Annotated in this window: 11 protein-coding genes and 2 pseudogenes; 8 read left to right on the top strand and 5 right to left on the bottom strand. The window is 42.1% G+C overall.

The genetic code is table 11. The annotated features are described in order from the left end of the window. A pseudogene (locus tag IM479_RS18425) lies at positions 1–263 on the top strand (Rpn family recombination-promoting nuclease/putative transposase); the annotation flags it as partial. 266 nt (positions 264–529) lie between these two features. Here IM479_RS18425 and IM479_RS18420 read toward each other — a convergent pair. The 3 genes from IM479_RS18420 to IM479_RS18410 all read right to left on the bottom strand — a co-directional run bounded on the left by IM479_RS18420 (position 530) and on the right by IM479_RS18410 (position 5,853). Then, positions 530–1,531 carry a pentapeptide repeat-containing protein gene (locus tag IM479_RS18420; protein ID WP_287076287.1) on the bottom strand — a complete coding sequence of 334 codons (1,002 nt, stop codon included), beginning with the start codon at positions 1,529–1,531 and terminating at the stop codon, positions 530–532. A gap of 549 nt (positions 1,532–2,080) precedes the next feature. After that, positions 2,081–3,592: a glycosyltransferase family 39 protein gene (locus IM479_RS18415; protein WP_287685550.1), complete on the bottom strand. Its 1,512-nt coding sequence runs from the start codon at positions 3,590–3,592 to the stop codon at positions 2,081–2,083. Between the two features lie 23 nt (positions 3,593–3,615). Further along, the gene (locus IM479_RS18410) at positions 3,616–5,853 is read right to left on the bottom strand and encodes a sensor histidine kinase (protein ID WP_287685548.1); all 2,238 of its coding nucleotides are present in this window, start codon (positions 5,851–5,853) and stop codon (positions 3,616–3,618) included. A 276-nt stretch (positions 5,854–6,129) separates the two neighbouring features. Here IM479_RS18410 and IM479_RS18405 point away from each other — a divergent pair, with 276 nt between their 5' ends. Together IM479_RS18405 and IM479_RS18400 are read left to right on the top strand one after the other, a co-directional pair. Then, the gene (locus tag IM479_RS18405; protein ID WP_002737320.1) at positions 6,130–6,762 is read left to right on the top strand and encodes a response regulator; all 633 of its coding nucleotides are present in this window, start codon (positions 6,130–6,132) and stop codon (positions 6,760–6,762) included. 118 nt (positions 6,763–6,880) lie between these two features. After that, complete coding sequence (locus IM479_RS18400; protein WP_286825323.1) at positions 6,881–7,633, top strand: Uma2 family endonuclease; 753 nt, start codon at positions 6,881–6,883, stop codon at positions 7,631–7,633. Between the two features lie 79 nt (positions 7,634–7,712). On the opposite strand, the gene IM479_RS18395 is transcribed toward IM479_RS18400, so the two are convergent. Together IM479_RS18395 and IM479_RS18390 are read right to left on the bottom strand one after the other, a co-directional pair. Beyond that, entirely contained in the window at positions 7,713–8,777 is a 1,065-nt protein-coding gene (locus IM479_RS18395; protein ID WP_287685547.1) for a pentapeptide repeat-containing protein, read from the bottom strand. Between the two features lie 163 nt (positions 8,778–8,940). After that, positions 8,941–9,834 carry a ferritin-like domain-containing protein gene (locus IM479_RS18390; RefSeq protein WP_287685545.1) on the bottom strand — a complete coding sequence of 298 codons (894 nt, stop codon included), beginning with the start codon at positions 9,832–9,834 and terminating at the stop codon, positions 8,941–8,943. 279 nt (positions 9,835–10,113) lie between these two features. Here IM479_RS18390 and IM479_RS18385 point away from each other — a divergent pair, with 279 nt between their 5' ends. From IM479_RS18385 to IM479_RS18365, 5 genes and pseudogenes are all read left to right on the top strand, one after another. Further along, positions 10,114–10,437, top strand: coding sequence for a hypothetical protein (locus IM479_RS18385; RefSeq protein WP_286825321.1), 324 nt, complete (start codon positions 10,114–10,116; stop codon positions 10,435–10,437). A gap of 7 nt (positions 10,438–10,444) precedes the next feature. Then, positions 10,445–11,056, top strand: coding sequence for a class II aldolase/adducin family protein (locus IM479_RS18380; RefSeq protein ID WP_287685543.1), 612 nt, complete (start codon positions 10,445–10,447; stop codon positions 11,054–11,056). A 60-nt stretch (positions 11,057–11,116) separates the two neighbouring features. Next, the gene (locus IM479_RS18375; RefSeq protein WP_052277410.1) at positions 11,117–11,320 is read left to right on the top strand and encodes a hypothetical protein; all 204 of its coding nucleotides are present in this window, start codon (positions 11,117–11,119) and stop codon (positions 11,318–11,320) included. A gap of 169 nt (positions 11,321–11,489) precedes the next feature. Further along, on the top strand, positions 11,490–12,905 hold the full coding sequence (gene argH, locus IM479_RS18370; protein ID WP_287685541.1) for an argininosuccinate lyase: 1,416 nt from the start codon (positions 11,490–11,492) through the stop codon (positions 12,903–12,905). Between the two features lie 57 nt (positions 12,906–12,962). After that, a pseudogene (locus IM479_RS18365) lies at positions 12,963–13,429 on the top strand (RNA-guided endonuclease InsQ/TnpB family protein); the annotation flags it as partial.

Genomic DNA, 13,429 nt, shown 5'->3' with positions numbered 1-13,429 from the left:
TACCGCTTCTCAATCGTCGGGAGATAGAAACTATGTTTAGTTTAGATGAATTAAAACAAACTCAGTATTTTCAAGATGTGCGCGAGGAAGCGCGTCAGGAAGGTCGCGAGGAAGGCATTGAGCAAGGCATTGAGCAAGGCAGACTAAACAAGGCATTAGAGGCGGTCTCTCGTTTGTTAGCCTTAGGGTTAAGTGTTGAGCAAGTCGCATCCGCCTTAGAATTAGAGGTTGAACAGGTTAGAGCTATACAAAACGGGACATAATCGCCTTTGTCCCTAGCCAAAAAGGAAGGCGTTTAAGCCTTCCTTACACTATAGTTGGGGTTGGCTGAATAAATATAAAAACCTTGTTGGATAAGGCTTTTGGACTTTTTTCCCTCAAAAAGTGCCTTAGCTAGGAGTGATTGGGGGGAAAATTCAGGTACTTTTTGCCTGAAAATTAGGTAATTGACCACCTGAAAATAGCTAAAACCCTACACCCCACACCCCACACCCTACCCCCACGAAAAACTTTTTGCCGCAAACCCTATTTAGGAAAGGAGATTACCGCGACTACCGTTAGGAAGAATAGTTTCTTCGAGGGAAGCAGAAAGAAGATTATTTTCGGTTAAAATCGCCCCAATTAAGTTAGCTTGTTTGAGATTAGCTCGTTTAAGATTGCTTCCCACTAAATAACTCAAGAGTAATCCCGCTTGGTGTAGATTAGCACCAGAAAGGTTAGCGGAGGCTAAATTAGCACCGAGCAGATTACAACCGGTTAAGTTAGCCTGGCGAAAATTGGCTTTATTAGCGTCAGTTTTGCTTAAATCGGCTCCGGTTAAGTTAGCTCCCTCAAAATCGCTACAATTGAGGTTAGCTCCCGTCAGATTAGCACCTTCGAGGTTAGCATAACGTAAATCCGCCCCCCGTAAATCCGCCCCGCGCAAATCGGCATAGCTGAGGTCGGCGTATTGAAGATGGCAGTTTTCCAGATTAGCTTGATAGAGATAGGCTCGAATTAGGTTAGCCTCTTTTAAGTTAGCATGGCTAAGATTAGCAGAGCTAAGAATAGCACGAGTGAGAATAGCCCGTTTTAGGTTAGCTTTCCCCGCCATGGCATGGGTTAAAGTGGCTGAGGTGAGATTAGCCGCTTCGAGATTCGCTTTGAACAGTTGAGCAAAAAGTAAGCTACTGTGAATTAAACAGGCAGAACTTAAATCAGCCTTTTTGAGAATGGTATTACTCAAAATTGCGCCGCTTAGTTGACTTTGGCGCAAATTTGCCCCAGAAAGGTCGGCTTTAGTCAGGTTAGCATCGATAAGACAAGCTTTGCTTAAATTGACTTCTTCGAGGGCAGCGTCCTTGAAATTAGCGTTAATTAAACAAGCTTCGGCTAAATTGGCTCGTTTTAAGTAACTATGACTTAGGTTAATCTGGTTTAAACACTGTCTCTTTAAATTGACTCCGCTAAGTCTGACTTCCGCAAAGTTGCGTTCTCCTCGATTATACAGTTCGATTAGATGTTCACGATTGGTTAAGGCATTGCTACTCATAAAATAACTAAATTGTTCTGGAAGCTGATTTCCAGAGAATTGGTTGGGTAAAATTACTGATCATGAAGTCGATCTCTAGGATTAGTACAGGGAGCGACTGGGAATTTTTGCGAATAAATAGAAATTTTCAACCAATTACGGGCTTAAAATCCCTATTGGCAATCACTAAAACCGGTAAAGAACGAAAAGAATCGGGGTTCAATACCAAAAACAGTCTCTACCTAAACCCGCCACTTGTTGCCAGCCAGGTCTAGGCATTAAATTAGAGAAGTCTTGTGCGTCAGTTTTTCTGACTGAATCTACTGCCTCGCCGATGTCTTGACTCGGTATCATACAGTTGAATTTGTTAGGTCTGCTTAGTCAGTCCGGTAGCCAAGAGGCTAAAACTCTTAATCACCAGATTTCGGGGACTCTCCAGTTGAGCAAGCATAAAACTTTGTAAAAGTCAATCCCTCTTAGGGATGAACTGCCCAATTCTATTCCCTGAAGCCTTGGTTTATTGAGTCTATCAGGTTGTGGTCTGTTTTGGCAAGAGGGGTCAATGGTTTTTTAATCAATTCGCCAAAAGGCTTGATTTTCCGTAGGGGATAATTGTATAGACCGGTCATCTAAATATTGTCTGAGACTAGGGGAAGGATTGAGGAGATAAATATCGGTAAATTGATTTTTTAAGGATGGGATGGAAACTTTAGGGTTCGACTGAACAAATAAATACTTTGTCTTAGCATCAGTAGTATGGATAAGGGGCAAGGTATCTAACCAATGTTCTGAAATAATTAGAGGTTTTTGACTGCGATTAATCATTGTATAAGCGTTGGGAATATTACTACCATAGCCCACATATCTAGTTGCCGGCGGTGGATAGGGAATTTTGGCAATTAATCCGAAAACTAGCAATAATATGAAGAGAATTTTTGCCCAGCCTTGGCGATGCTGTAATCCGTTGCTTAGTAAAAAGGTAACTGCCAGCAGCATACCGAGAAAACTCGGTAAGTAAAATCTGCCCACAGCCGTGTAGCGAAATCCTCTGATTAGATCCCACGCTAAAAGAGAGAAAAATGGGATAATTGTCAGGAGAATAATCAGGGTAAAAACTTTTTTATCGGCTTTTTTACCCAGATAAATAAAGGAGATGATGACGAGGATAATTAGGCAGTATTCAATAATAGGGTTGATGGTGGGATTGGCTAAACTAAAATTATAAAATAAGCGAGCGATCATTCTTACCCATATTTGCCAAAGTACCTCTAGGGGTAAACTGCCTTTTGACCATCCAAAGATAGTAAATCGACCAGTAAAAATCCGGGTTAACCAAATTGAATAAATCCACAGAGAAGCAAGTAAGCTGATGCTATAGTATTTTTTGGTTAAAGAGTTAAAATAATTCAGCTGCAACAGAAAATATAGGCTATGGACTACTAGAACAAAGATAAAGAAAACATGGGTATATAAACCAGCGATTAGGGATAAACTATAGAAAAACCAATCTTTTTTCGGTTGCGAGGAATCAATAGCTTTAAGAAATAACCAGCTAGAAAGTATCGAACAGAAAACATATAGTCCGTATTCCCCAATTCCTAGAGCATAACCAGTAAAACGCGGGGAAAAGAAGATAAGTGTAGTGGCGATTAAAGCGGCGTTTTTATTTTTAAATAAAGTCAAAGCCAAATGGTAAAAACTCCATAAAATGCCAAGCCAAATAATTACCGAAAATCCTCTTAAGACTAGATAAGAATTGCCCGATAACCTTGCTAAAAACCAGAGGAAACTGTAATAGAGAGGTAGATCGTAATTCGAGCTAGTATAAAGAGAGGCTAAGGTATCAGGAAAACCTTTCACGGAATTAACCCCTTGAAATTGCCAGAGTTGTTCTGTAGATTTAATTTGTCCATCGAACAGATAGTTAATTAACTGTTCGGGTGTGTAACCAGAAAGATGGAGTAAGACCAAAGATTCATCGTGCCAAACATAACTATAGTAGGCGAGATGGACAAAATAGAAAATATTGAAAATAATCAATAAACCTAAAGCAAATCTAACCCCAGATTGACGAGTAAGCATGATTATCTCGATCCTGTTAAAAATCACTGATTACTGTTGACTAACTCCTGCTTAATCACTCTAGAATTTTGATGGGTAAGGGGTAAACTAAACCAAAACTGTGAGCCAACCCGCGGGGTACTTTTTACCCCAATTCTCCCAGAGTGAGCCTCGATTATTTGCCGACATTGGTAGGAACCTAAACCGATTCCCGTTAGGTGTTGATTATGAAGATTTCTTACATATAAATGGAAAAGATGTTGACATTGTTCCTCATCCATGCCAATGCCATTATCGCTTAAAGTGCAGTAGAGCATATCTTGGTCAATACGAGCATCTAAAGCTAATTGAATCGGTGGAGGATTATGTTTTAAGGCATTATTTAATAATTGTTCAAAAACACTTCTTAGCTGACAAGGATCAGCATCAATAGCGGGTAAGTCATCGGGGAGAAGATTAATAAAAGTAGCTTGGTATAAATCAAAATCTTTCTGCCAATCTTTGAGCCAAATTTCCACCTGTTCTTTTAAAGATAGAGGTTGACGATGTAAGATTAAAGGCCGTTCTTCAGCAAAATGATTTTCTGATAAAGCATTAATTAAAGTTAATTGTCGATCGCAACTACGCACCACCTGATCGAGCATTGCTCGCGAGATAGTTACTTTTTCTGTTTGCCGACACTGTAAATTTTTTAATAACATCACTAATCCCATAATCGAAGTGCGAAGATCGTGGGATACTGCCTGTAAAAAAACCGTTTTCATTTCGTATAAACGCTGAATTTCCCGGACTTTTTCCCGCAGTTCCAAGGTTCTTGCTGCCACTTCCCGTTCTAAATTATTATTCAAGCTTTGCACCCTCTGATATAGTTGCGCTTGGCCGATAGCAATACAAACTTGGGTGGCTAACTGTTCTAATAATTTGACCTCGCTTTTTTGCCAATGACGAGGATGGGAATATTGATGGACAACTAAAGCACCTAAATGTTGATTATTAACCGTTAGAGGTAAAACTAAAGAGGATTTAACTTGCAGGTATTCGTAATAACCCTTGAGAGTCGGCAGAGTTTGCACCTTAGCGGTATTATCAGCAATAATTAACTTATCTAAAGAAAATAATTGTCCCAATTCTTCCAGTAATTCTGGTTCGGGAAACCAACCCATCAGCGAGGGAATCTCGGGACGACGGGACTCAGCGATTACCTTGGACCAACCCCGCTCTTGACAGTGACCGATATAGACTTGATCGACATCGAGAAAATGTCTGATTTCCTCAACAATGGTATTTAAAACCTGATCTATATCTAAAGATTGATGGACTTTTAAAGCAACTTGTGTTAGTAAATGTTCTCGTTCTAAAGTTTCATTTAAAGCTCGATCGATCTGTTGTCTTTCGCTAATCGCCGCCGATAAAAACAGAGAAGTTGACATGACAATGACTAAAAAGATTTGTAAGATCAAGACACCTCTGGTATAATCGGGAGCCTGTAGGATAAAAGGGCTGATTCCCTTGGCCAATCCCATCAAAGCTAAAATAGATACTAAAAAATTCGCTATTACCGCTCCCCAAGTCTGAAAACGCATAGCGGCCCAAACCACAAAAGGAAAAGGCAGATATTCGAGGTACTGCACCATACTCCAATCGGGGTTGAGAAAATTTGGTTGATCACCAAAAACCACGGAAGTCACCACCGTTAGCAAACTCAGACAAAGTAAGGCCTCGCCAAGGCGTTGGGGTTGCCGTGGTTCTCGCAAGGAGTGATGATTGAAGAAAAAACGCAACAGCAGCGGCGTGGTCATTAATATCCCCGTACTATCTCCGAGCCAGATAATGCCCCAAGACTGTCCAAATTGCCGCCAATCCCAAGTATTTAGCCAACTACGGGCAAAAGTATCGATAGTGGCATTGACTGCCGAGGCTAATAAAGCCGCTAAAAATACCAGTAAAAGGATATCGCGAATGCGCTGTAAAGTGGCGGAAAATCTCAGATAATGCAAGAATTGCGCCCCTAACAGAGCCGATAAACTGCTACCGAGCGCCGAAAATAGAGCTATGGGCCAACTGGCCGCTAAAAAGAAGGTAAGAAGCAAATCCCCGATAAAAACGCCTAAAACTAGCCTTTTTCCCCCTAAAAAAACCGCAGTTAAGCCAATACCAGCACTCATCCAAATCGGAGCAGGTCGCGAGCCTAAATTTAAGCAGAGATAGCCTAGCCAACCAACACCCAGATAAACTAGGGCAACAAGCACAATTTTAGACCGATCTGATGAAATCCGTAGCATTTTCAGTTATCAGTTATCAGTTATCAGTTATCAGTCATCAGTTATCAGTTATCAGATTTGAGTTCTAAGTGAGCAGTATGGATTAAGCTGGCAGTATTAAATAGTAGTTTCTCACTGTCTTTTCACTGATTACTGATTACTGTTTACTGTTTACTGGTCACTGGTCACTGGTCACTGGTCACTGTTAATCTATCTCCAGATTGCCTAAACTAGGAGTAGTTCTGCCTCATGCAGATGGGTGAAAACCGTACATTTTCCCGTTAGGAATCAAAGATCATGCGGATTTTAATTGTTGAAGACGATCCTTTAATGCAGTTAGGTTTAGAACAAGCGCTCGGTGAACAGCCGGATTTTGAGATTGTCGGTCAAGCGAGTGATGGTCTAGCGGGGGTACAATTAGCCCTATCCCTACGGCCGGATTTAGTGGTCATGGACATCGGTTTACCCCGTCTCGATGGCATTGCGGCAACTAAACAGATTAAGGAGGGTTTAGCTAATGTTCATGTGGTCATGCTCACTTCCCACACTCTCCAACAGGAAGTGATCGCAGCTCTGGCTAGTGGTGCTGATGCCTATTGTATCAAGGGAGCGAGTCTCGATCGCCTTTTGGCCGCCATTGAAGCAGCTAAGGACGGAGCCACCTATTTAGACCCCCAAATTGCCCGTTTAGTCATGGATAATCTCAAACCGCCGGCAGTGCAACCTAATCCCAATCTAGCACTTTTATCGGAGCGAGAAATGGAGGTTTTAAAGTTAATTGTTGAGGGCAAAAGTAATGCTGAAATCGCCGAACAACTTTATTTAAGTACCAATACGATTAAAACCCATGTGCGGGGCATTATGAATAAATTGGCCGTGGACGACCGAGTACAAGCGGCCGTAATTGCCCTGCGATCGGGTATTGTTTAAGGGGAAAATGGCGATTTACTAACAAGAATATTCTACCTCAATTGCTACTGCTACAATTGCTCAAAAAATCCCTTCAATCATTTATAATAAGTTCTCGACCTATCTCTGTTGGAAAACCATGACTATCGCTGAAAGCTTACCCCTAGTCGAGTCTCATGTAAACCCTGAGATAATCTTCCCACAAGGCCAATTTTGGAGTGATGAACCACCCTTGGAAAGTAACCTACATCTACAACAAATTATTTTACTAATTCAGTGTTTAGAATGGTGGTGGCGCGAGCGAGAAGATTATTTTGCCACCGGCAATTTAACTATCTATTACAGTCCCAACCAGAAAAAGTCAGAATTCTTCCGTGGTCCTGATTTTTTCGTCGTTTTGGGGACAAATTCCAACCCCAACCGCAGAAGTTGGGTAGTTTGGCGAGAAGAGGGCAAATATCCCAATTTAATTCTCGAAATTCTCTCCGATAGTACCGCCAAAGTTGACCGAGAGGAGAAAAAACAAATTTATCAAGATATATTTCGCACTCCCGATTATTTTTGGTTTGACCCAGAAAGCCTAGAATTTCAAGGATTTACCCTAATTAGCGGTCAATATCAACCGATTACCCCCAATGCCCAGGGATGGCTCTGGAGTCAACAATTAGGCTTATATTTGGGTTTATCTGCCAATAAATTGCGCTATTTTACCCCCGAAGGTGAATTAGTACCCACTCCCGCAGAAGCGGCACAACAGGCAGAAAATCGGGCTGTAGAGGCAGAAAATCGGGTTTTAGAGGCAGAAAACCAAGTCCAGCAAGAAAAGCAAAAAGCGGCGAAATTAGCGGCTAAACTGCGGGAATTGGGCATAGATACCGAGGAAAATCTCTAATCTTCTTTTGTTATTCAATAACGCTATTTTCGGTGAGCGGTGAGCGGATTTAGTAGCATCTTAGAGGCTTAATAGTTGACTAATCGCAGAAAGACCCGCGCAAGCGTAAGTTTTCCCGCAATTCCTCGGTCATACCCACATTATCGGCAAACTTTGCCCCCTTCACTTTTGCTCCGCTAAAATTCGCTTGAGTGATGTTGACTTCAACCAAATTAGCTCCTTCTAAATTGGAGCCGATTAAATTAGCTAAAGCCAAACTAGAACGGTAAAAATCAGCATAACTTAAATCGGCATTAGCTAATAAGGCTCCGCTTAAATCCGCTCCTTTAAAACTAGCATGACTGCCATTAATTTCGCTTAAATCAGCATCGGTTAAATTGGCCCCGCGCAGATTAGCTTGATAGAGATTGGCCATACCTAAAGATATACCACTTAATTCCGCTGCTAGGAGATTTGCCCCAGTAAAATCCCTTAGGGGATCGAGTTCAGCTAATTGGGCCAGTTCGAGAAAATCATCACTAACAGAAGCATAAATTCCCTCGATTTGTGCTGGCAATTTCTCTAAATTTTCTGATGCTGCTGGTTTCGGTTCAACTAGAACAGTATCTAATTCTACTTGCGATGACCCCAAAGAAATACGACTCAAAAAAGCATCAAATTGATTTTCCATCAGGAAAAATGCTAACTTTCGCTCTAAAATACTATGTTTATTGGGGCTTATATCGTGTTTCCATAATCCCGATGTTTCCGTGATACAGATATCAGAAGCTGTCACCGAAAATTGCACCGTCAGATGATAAGGTTCTTCCTCCACACTCACGGTTCCTAGGTTAATCCTTTTGATCGCTCCTGTAAATATTGACTGAGGACTTTTGAACGATAACCGCCATTGATGATTATTAATACGATTTATGTATAACTCTTGACTAGAAAGAGGATTTGGTGTTAGGTGACAATTAACTAAAACAAAATCTAATTTTCCTCCTTTCAGTCCCCATTTCATTTCCCCGCCGAGGAGAGATTGAATTTGAGCTTGTAGGTGTAAAGTTAAATATAAATCAAATTTTTGCGAGTCGGTGGCTACTGGTTCTAGGGTTAAAGATACACTATTGGGATAGCGATCAAAGGCAGCTAAAAGACGCATAATCTAAAAGAGAAAAGCCAAAATAAACAGTAAAAAAGTGGTGTTTCTCCGGCCCTAAAGCTGAGAACTCACCCCTATTTAAAACAATAGCCGATTTTCTCGATCCTCGATGAACATTTCTTCGGCGATCGCTGAACGATTGCCCCTGAAAATCAAGGTTAAATTAGTTGACTTTCTCTTTTTTGCCGATATTGTCGTCCGCATTAAAAAACATCGGCAAAAAGCGTTCCATAAACATTTGTGGATCACGATTCCAGGCTTTTTGAGCCGCTTCTACCCGGAATAATTGCCATTTCGGGTCGAGAAGGGATTGGGGTAAACGTTCCATCAGATATTGAGGACGTTCCCAAAGCGGCATAGTGGCGGCGATTTCCATTAAATGACCGACGCGGCGCAATTCTGCCCCCAGGGTGATATCCATACCCGATTCATAGGCGGCCTGTTCGATCGCTGAGTATTTTGCCTGGGCTTTTTCGACTTTTTGCCGATGTTCGGGGCTTTTTTGGGCAATTTTGGCTAACCAACGATTGCCCCAACGCACATGACCCGCTTCTTCAGGAAAGATTTTGGCGATCGTTTCCTGAATTTTCAGATTTTCTGGGGTTTGTTCCCCTGCTTTGAGGGCATGGATATGGGCGGCAAAGTATTCGCATCCCCGTTTTTCCGTGACGTTAATTGCCGCTAGGGCCGCAATCAGTAGGTCTTCCCTTTGTTCTTCGCCTTGGAATTGATCTTGATCGAGAAGACGTTCAAATTCGTCGATATAGGACAACCCCGGCGGTTTCCCCACATCGGCTCCCAATTCGATCAATAAATCGGTTAACCAGTAGGCATGGCGCGCCTCATCGGCGACGTGGTGGGAAAGCTCCTGTATCAGTTCTTTCGGTTGTCCGTCTAAGGTTTCGATCAGTTCGGTCAGGTCTTTACAGCTACGTTGTTCGTTGTAGCGGTAGCGGTTGAGGGTGACAAGATGAATTTCGCGATCGCTAATGACACGCTTCATGATGTCGCGAGCGCTCATCGTCTTCTTGAATTTACGAGGGTAAGCAACGGTCATGATTTTGTATCGTTTTGTAAACGGCTTCCCGTATTCTAACGGAGTTTTTTCCCAATCTGGCAAGGGAGCGGGGAGTGGCAAGCTTTTTTCAGTGATCAGTAAACAGTAATCAGTGACCAGTGAAAGATAAGCTGCCCGCGCATTTAAATTGCTTGTTGAGATGAGACACTCTTTACTGTTGGCTCTTGCAAGAGTAAAGAGATTGGGGGGAGATTCGGCTAATCTAAGAATAAGCGGTTAAAATGCGTCTTAGCTTATCGAGGAAAACTAGAATTGTCTATGAACACATTTACTCCCCATCAAATTGTTAGTTTATTCTGCAAAAATCGAACTTTATACGGAGAAGTAATTCAGGTGATCGAAAGTCGTTCGGCTCTTTGGGTGCGTCCTCTTTGGTTAATTTTAGCCAGCAATTTTGAGACAATTGATGTGCGGGAAGGTTCCGATTTAATCCTGCCGATGGAATTATTTAAACCCGCCTTAGACACAGAAGTTTTACCCCTATTCTCCCAAGTCATTAAAGATAATTATATCACTAATATTTCCTATCCTCTCCAGGACTTTGTGCGGAAAGTGTGTCAAAATTATCCCGAATATTTTTGAAAAATATATGATTGATGAAGGTTACGTTAAATATAATTGTACTTGGATTCCTGACCGTCCCTTAGCAAGCTCAGAGATTGCAGAATTAAATTATTGGCGCAATCGCCTATATCGACTGGGATTAATCGGTCAATACGATAACGGAATCGGTTTTGGGAATGTGAGTCAACGAGGGAAAATAGACAAAGAAATTATTATTTCTGGCACTAACACCGGGGGAATCTCGGTATTAAATGAATCCCATTACACCACAGTTATAGACTACGATTGGAGAGAAAATCGGGTCACTTGTCGGGGAACAATTGCCGCTTCTTCGGAAACTCTCACCCATGGAGCAATTTATGAAGCGAATCCCCAGATTAATGGGGTAATTCATATTCACCATCGCCCCCTGTGGCAAAATTTGATGTATCGAGTGCCGACCACTCAAGAAAATATCGCCTATGGAACCCCAGAAATGGCCGCAGAAATTATCCGTTTATGTCAAGAAGATCGTCTAGAGGAGCAACAAATTTTAGTGATGAGTGGTCATGAAGAAGGAATTATCGCCTTTGGTCAAGATTTAGCAAAAGCGGGCAATTTATTATTATCCTATTACCAGCAATTTCAATCATCTTGAAAGTGACCTCCTCTTTGTGTTAACTTGTTCTGTAGATTTTCGTCTTTGAGGAATTCTATCGTGATCGACATCTTCCATCATCTATCTGTCTCGATCGACTTTTCGCCTCTTACCAATGTCTTGATGACTATTTCGGAGCAAGACGTGGATATCATCGGGAATGTCCAGAAATCCTTCTCAAATTTCGTCAAAACTGGGCAAGCATGGGCCTTATTAATCGGTTTGATTGTCGGTTATATGTTTCGAGGTTTTACTTCTTATTAGCTTTTCGCCTATCAGCCTTCAGCCAGAGTGAGCAATTCTTGCTATTCTTATGCTTGTAGAGTTGGAGATTTTTCTAACCTGAAGCGGTAATGCTATCAGCACCGGATTATCCCTAAAAACTGCCCAGCATATTTTGGTTAACTTTATCCACAATAATCTAACGAAAACAGTGACAGCAAAGAAAACTTGGAGCGATCGCTTTGAAGGTAGTCTCCATCCTACGATCGTAGAATTTAACGCCAGTATTGGCTTTGATATCGAATTAATCGAGTATGATCTCACCGGATCGATCGCTCACGCTAAAATGCTCGCCTATACGGGTATTATCACCCCCACAGAAGCTGATAGTCTCGTCTCTGGATTGGAACAAATTCGTCAAGAATACCGCACCGGCAACTTTAACCCCGGCATCGATCAAGAGGACGTGCATTTTGCCGTAGAACGTCGTTTAACCGAGATCGTGGGAGATGTGGGCAAAAAACTGCACACGGCCCGTTCGCGAAACGATCAGGTAGGAACGGATATTCGTCTGTATCTTAGACAACAAATCGATGATATTAGGCAAGAAATTCGCAATTTTCAGCAAGCTTTAGTCAATCACGCTGAAAACCATCTGGAAACCCTCATCCCCGGTTATACCCACCTGCAGCGCGCTCAACCGATTAGTTTAGCCCATCATCTCCTAGCTTATTTTCAAATGGCCGAACGGGATCACCAAAGATTAGGAGAAATTCGCGCCAGGACTAATATTTCGCCCCTAGGATGTGGCGCTTTAGCGGGGACGACTTTTCCGATCGATCGTCATTACAGCGCCAATTTACTCGATTTTGAGCAGGTGTATAACAATAGTCTCGATGGAGTTAGCGATCGGGATTTTGCCATTGAATTCATGACGGCCGCTAGTCTGATTATGGTACACCTGAGCCGTTTGAGCGAAGAAATGATTCTCTGGTCTTCCCAAGAATTTAGTTTTATCACTCTCACCGATAGTTGTGCCACGGGATCTAGCATTATGCCCCAGAAAAAAAATCCCGACGTTCCCGAATTGGTGCGCGGCAAAACAGGGCGGGTTTTTGGGCATTTACAGGCGTTATTGACCTTAATGAAGGGTTTACCCCTGGCCTATAACAAAGACTTGCAGGAGGACAAGGAGGCGTTATTTGATGGCGTTAAAACCGTGCGGATTTGTTTGCAAGCGATGACGGTACTTTTAGCCACCGGGATTCAATTTAAAACTGACCGATTAGCTAACGCGGTGGCGGAGGATTTTTCTAATGCGACGGATGTGGCGGATTATTTAGCCAGTAAGGGGATTCCCTTCCGAGAAGCTTATAATTTAGTCGGGAAAGTCGTTAAAAGCAGTTTGGCAGCCGGTAAGTTATTGAAAGATTTAACCCTGACCGAATGGCAAGAATTACATCCAGCTTTTCAGGCCGATATCTACGACGCGATCGCCCCTCGTCAGGTGGTAGCAGCCCGTAATAGCTATGGTGGCACAGGTTTTGAACAAGTGCGATCGGCTTTAATTCAAGCTAAAGCCATTCTCGATCATCGAAAATTTGCGTCTGAAACCCCGCCGTTCTAGGTTGGCTTTACTGTTAAATACTAGCGCATTTACACGATATATGCTAGAATGTGAGATATGGAGAAAGCCTATTCGTTTCGATTTTACCCCACACCAACACAAGAGTCGCTATTGCGGCGCACATTGGGCTGTGTAAGATTGGTTTACAATAAAGCTCTCCACGAACGAACACAAGCTTGGTACGAAAAGCAAGAAAGAGTAGGATATGCTGAAACTTCTTCAATGCTAACCGATTGGAAAAAACAAGAATAATTAGACTTTCTAAACGCAGTTAGTTGTGTACCTTTACAACAAGGGTTAAGACATTTACAAACAGCTTTCACTAATTTCTTTGCTGGTCGTACTAAGTATCCCAACTTTAAGAAAAAACATCAAGGAGGAAGTGCCAAATTTACCAAATCTGCTTTTAAATTTAAAGACAAACAACTCTATTTAGCTAAATGCACAGAACCTTTACCTATTCGCTGGTCAAGACAAATACCAGAAGCTTGTGAACCAAGCACAGTAACAGTCAGATTACATCC

Source organism: Microcystis sp. M165S2 (genome assembly GCF_020245885.1).
Lineage (GTDB): Bacteria > Cyanobacteriota > Cyanobacteriia > Cyanobacteriales > Microcystaceae > Microcystis.
The sequence above is the reverse complement of the archived record's forward strand: the minus strand, read 5'-3'. Positions and strand labels throughout refer to the sequence as shown.

Excerpts from the sequence above, each read along its gene's own strand:
- IM479_RS18420 (WP_287076287.1), bottom strand. The coding sequence starts at position 1,531 with ATGAGTAGCAATGCCTTAACCAATCGTGAACATCTAATCGAACTGTAT.
- IM479_RS18415 (WP_287685550.1), bottom strand. The coding sequence starts at position 3,592 with ATGCTTACTCGTCAATCTGGGGTTAGATTTGCTTTAGGTTTATTGATT.
- IM479_RS18410 (WP_287685548.1), bottom strand. The coding sequence starts at position 5,853 with ATGCTACGGATTTCATCAGATCGGTCTAAAATTGTGCTTGTTGCCCTA.
- IM479_RS18405 (WP_002737320.1), top strand. The coding sequence starts at position 6,130 with ATGCGGATTTTAATTGTTGAAGACGATCCTTTAATGCAGTTAGGTTTA.
- IM479_RS18400 (WP_286825323.1), top strand. The coding sequence starts at position 6,881 with ATGACTATCGCTGAAAGCTTACCCCTAGTCGAGTCTCATGTAAACCCT.
- IM479_RS18395 (WP_287685547.1), bottom strand. The coding sequence starts at position 8,777 with ATGCGTCTTTTAGCTGCCTTTGATCGCTATCCCAATAGTGTATCTTTA.
- IM479_RS18390 (WP_287685545.1), bottom strand. The coding sequence starts at position 9,834 with ATGACCGTTGCTTACCCTCGTAAATTCAAGAAGACGATGAGCGCTCGC.
- IM479_RS18385 (WP_286825321.1), top strand. The coding sequence starts at position 10,114 with ATGAACACATTTACTCCCCATCAAATTGTTAGTTTATTCTGCAAAAAT.
- IM479_RS18380 (WP_287685543.1), top strand. The coding sequence starts at position 10,445 with ATGATTGATGAAGGTTACGTTAAATATAATTGTACTTGGATTCCTGAC.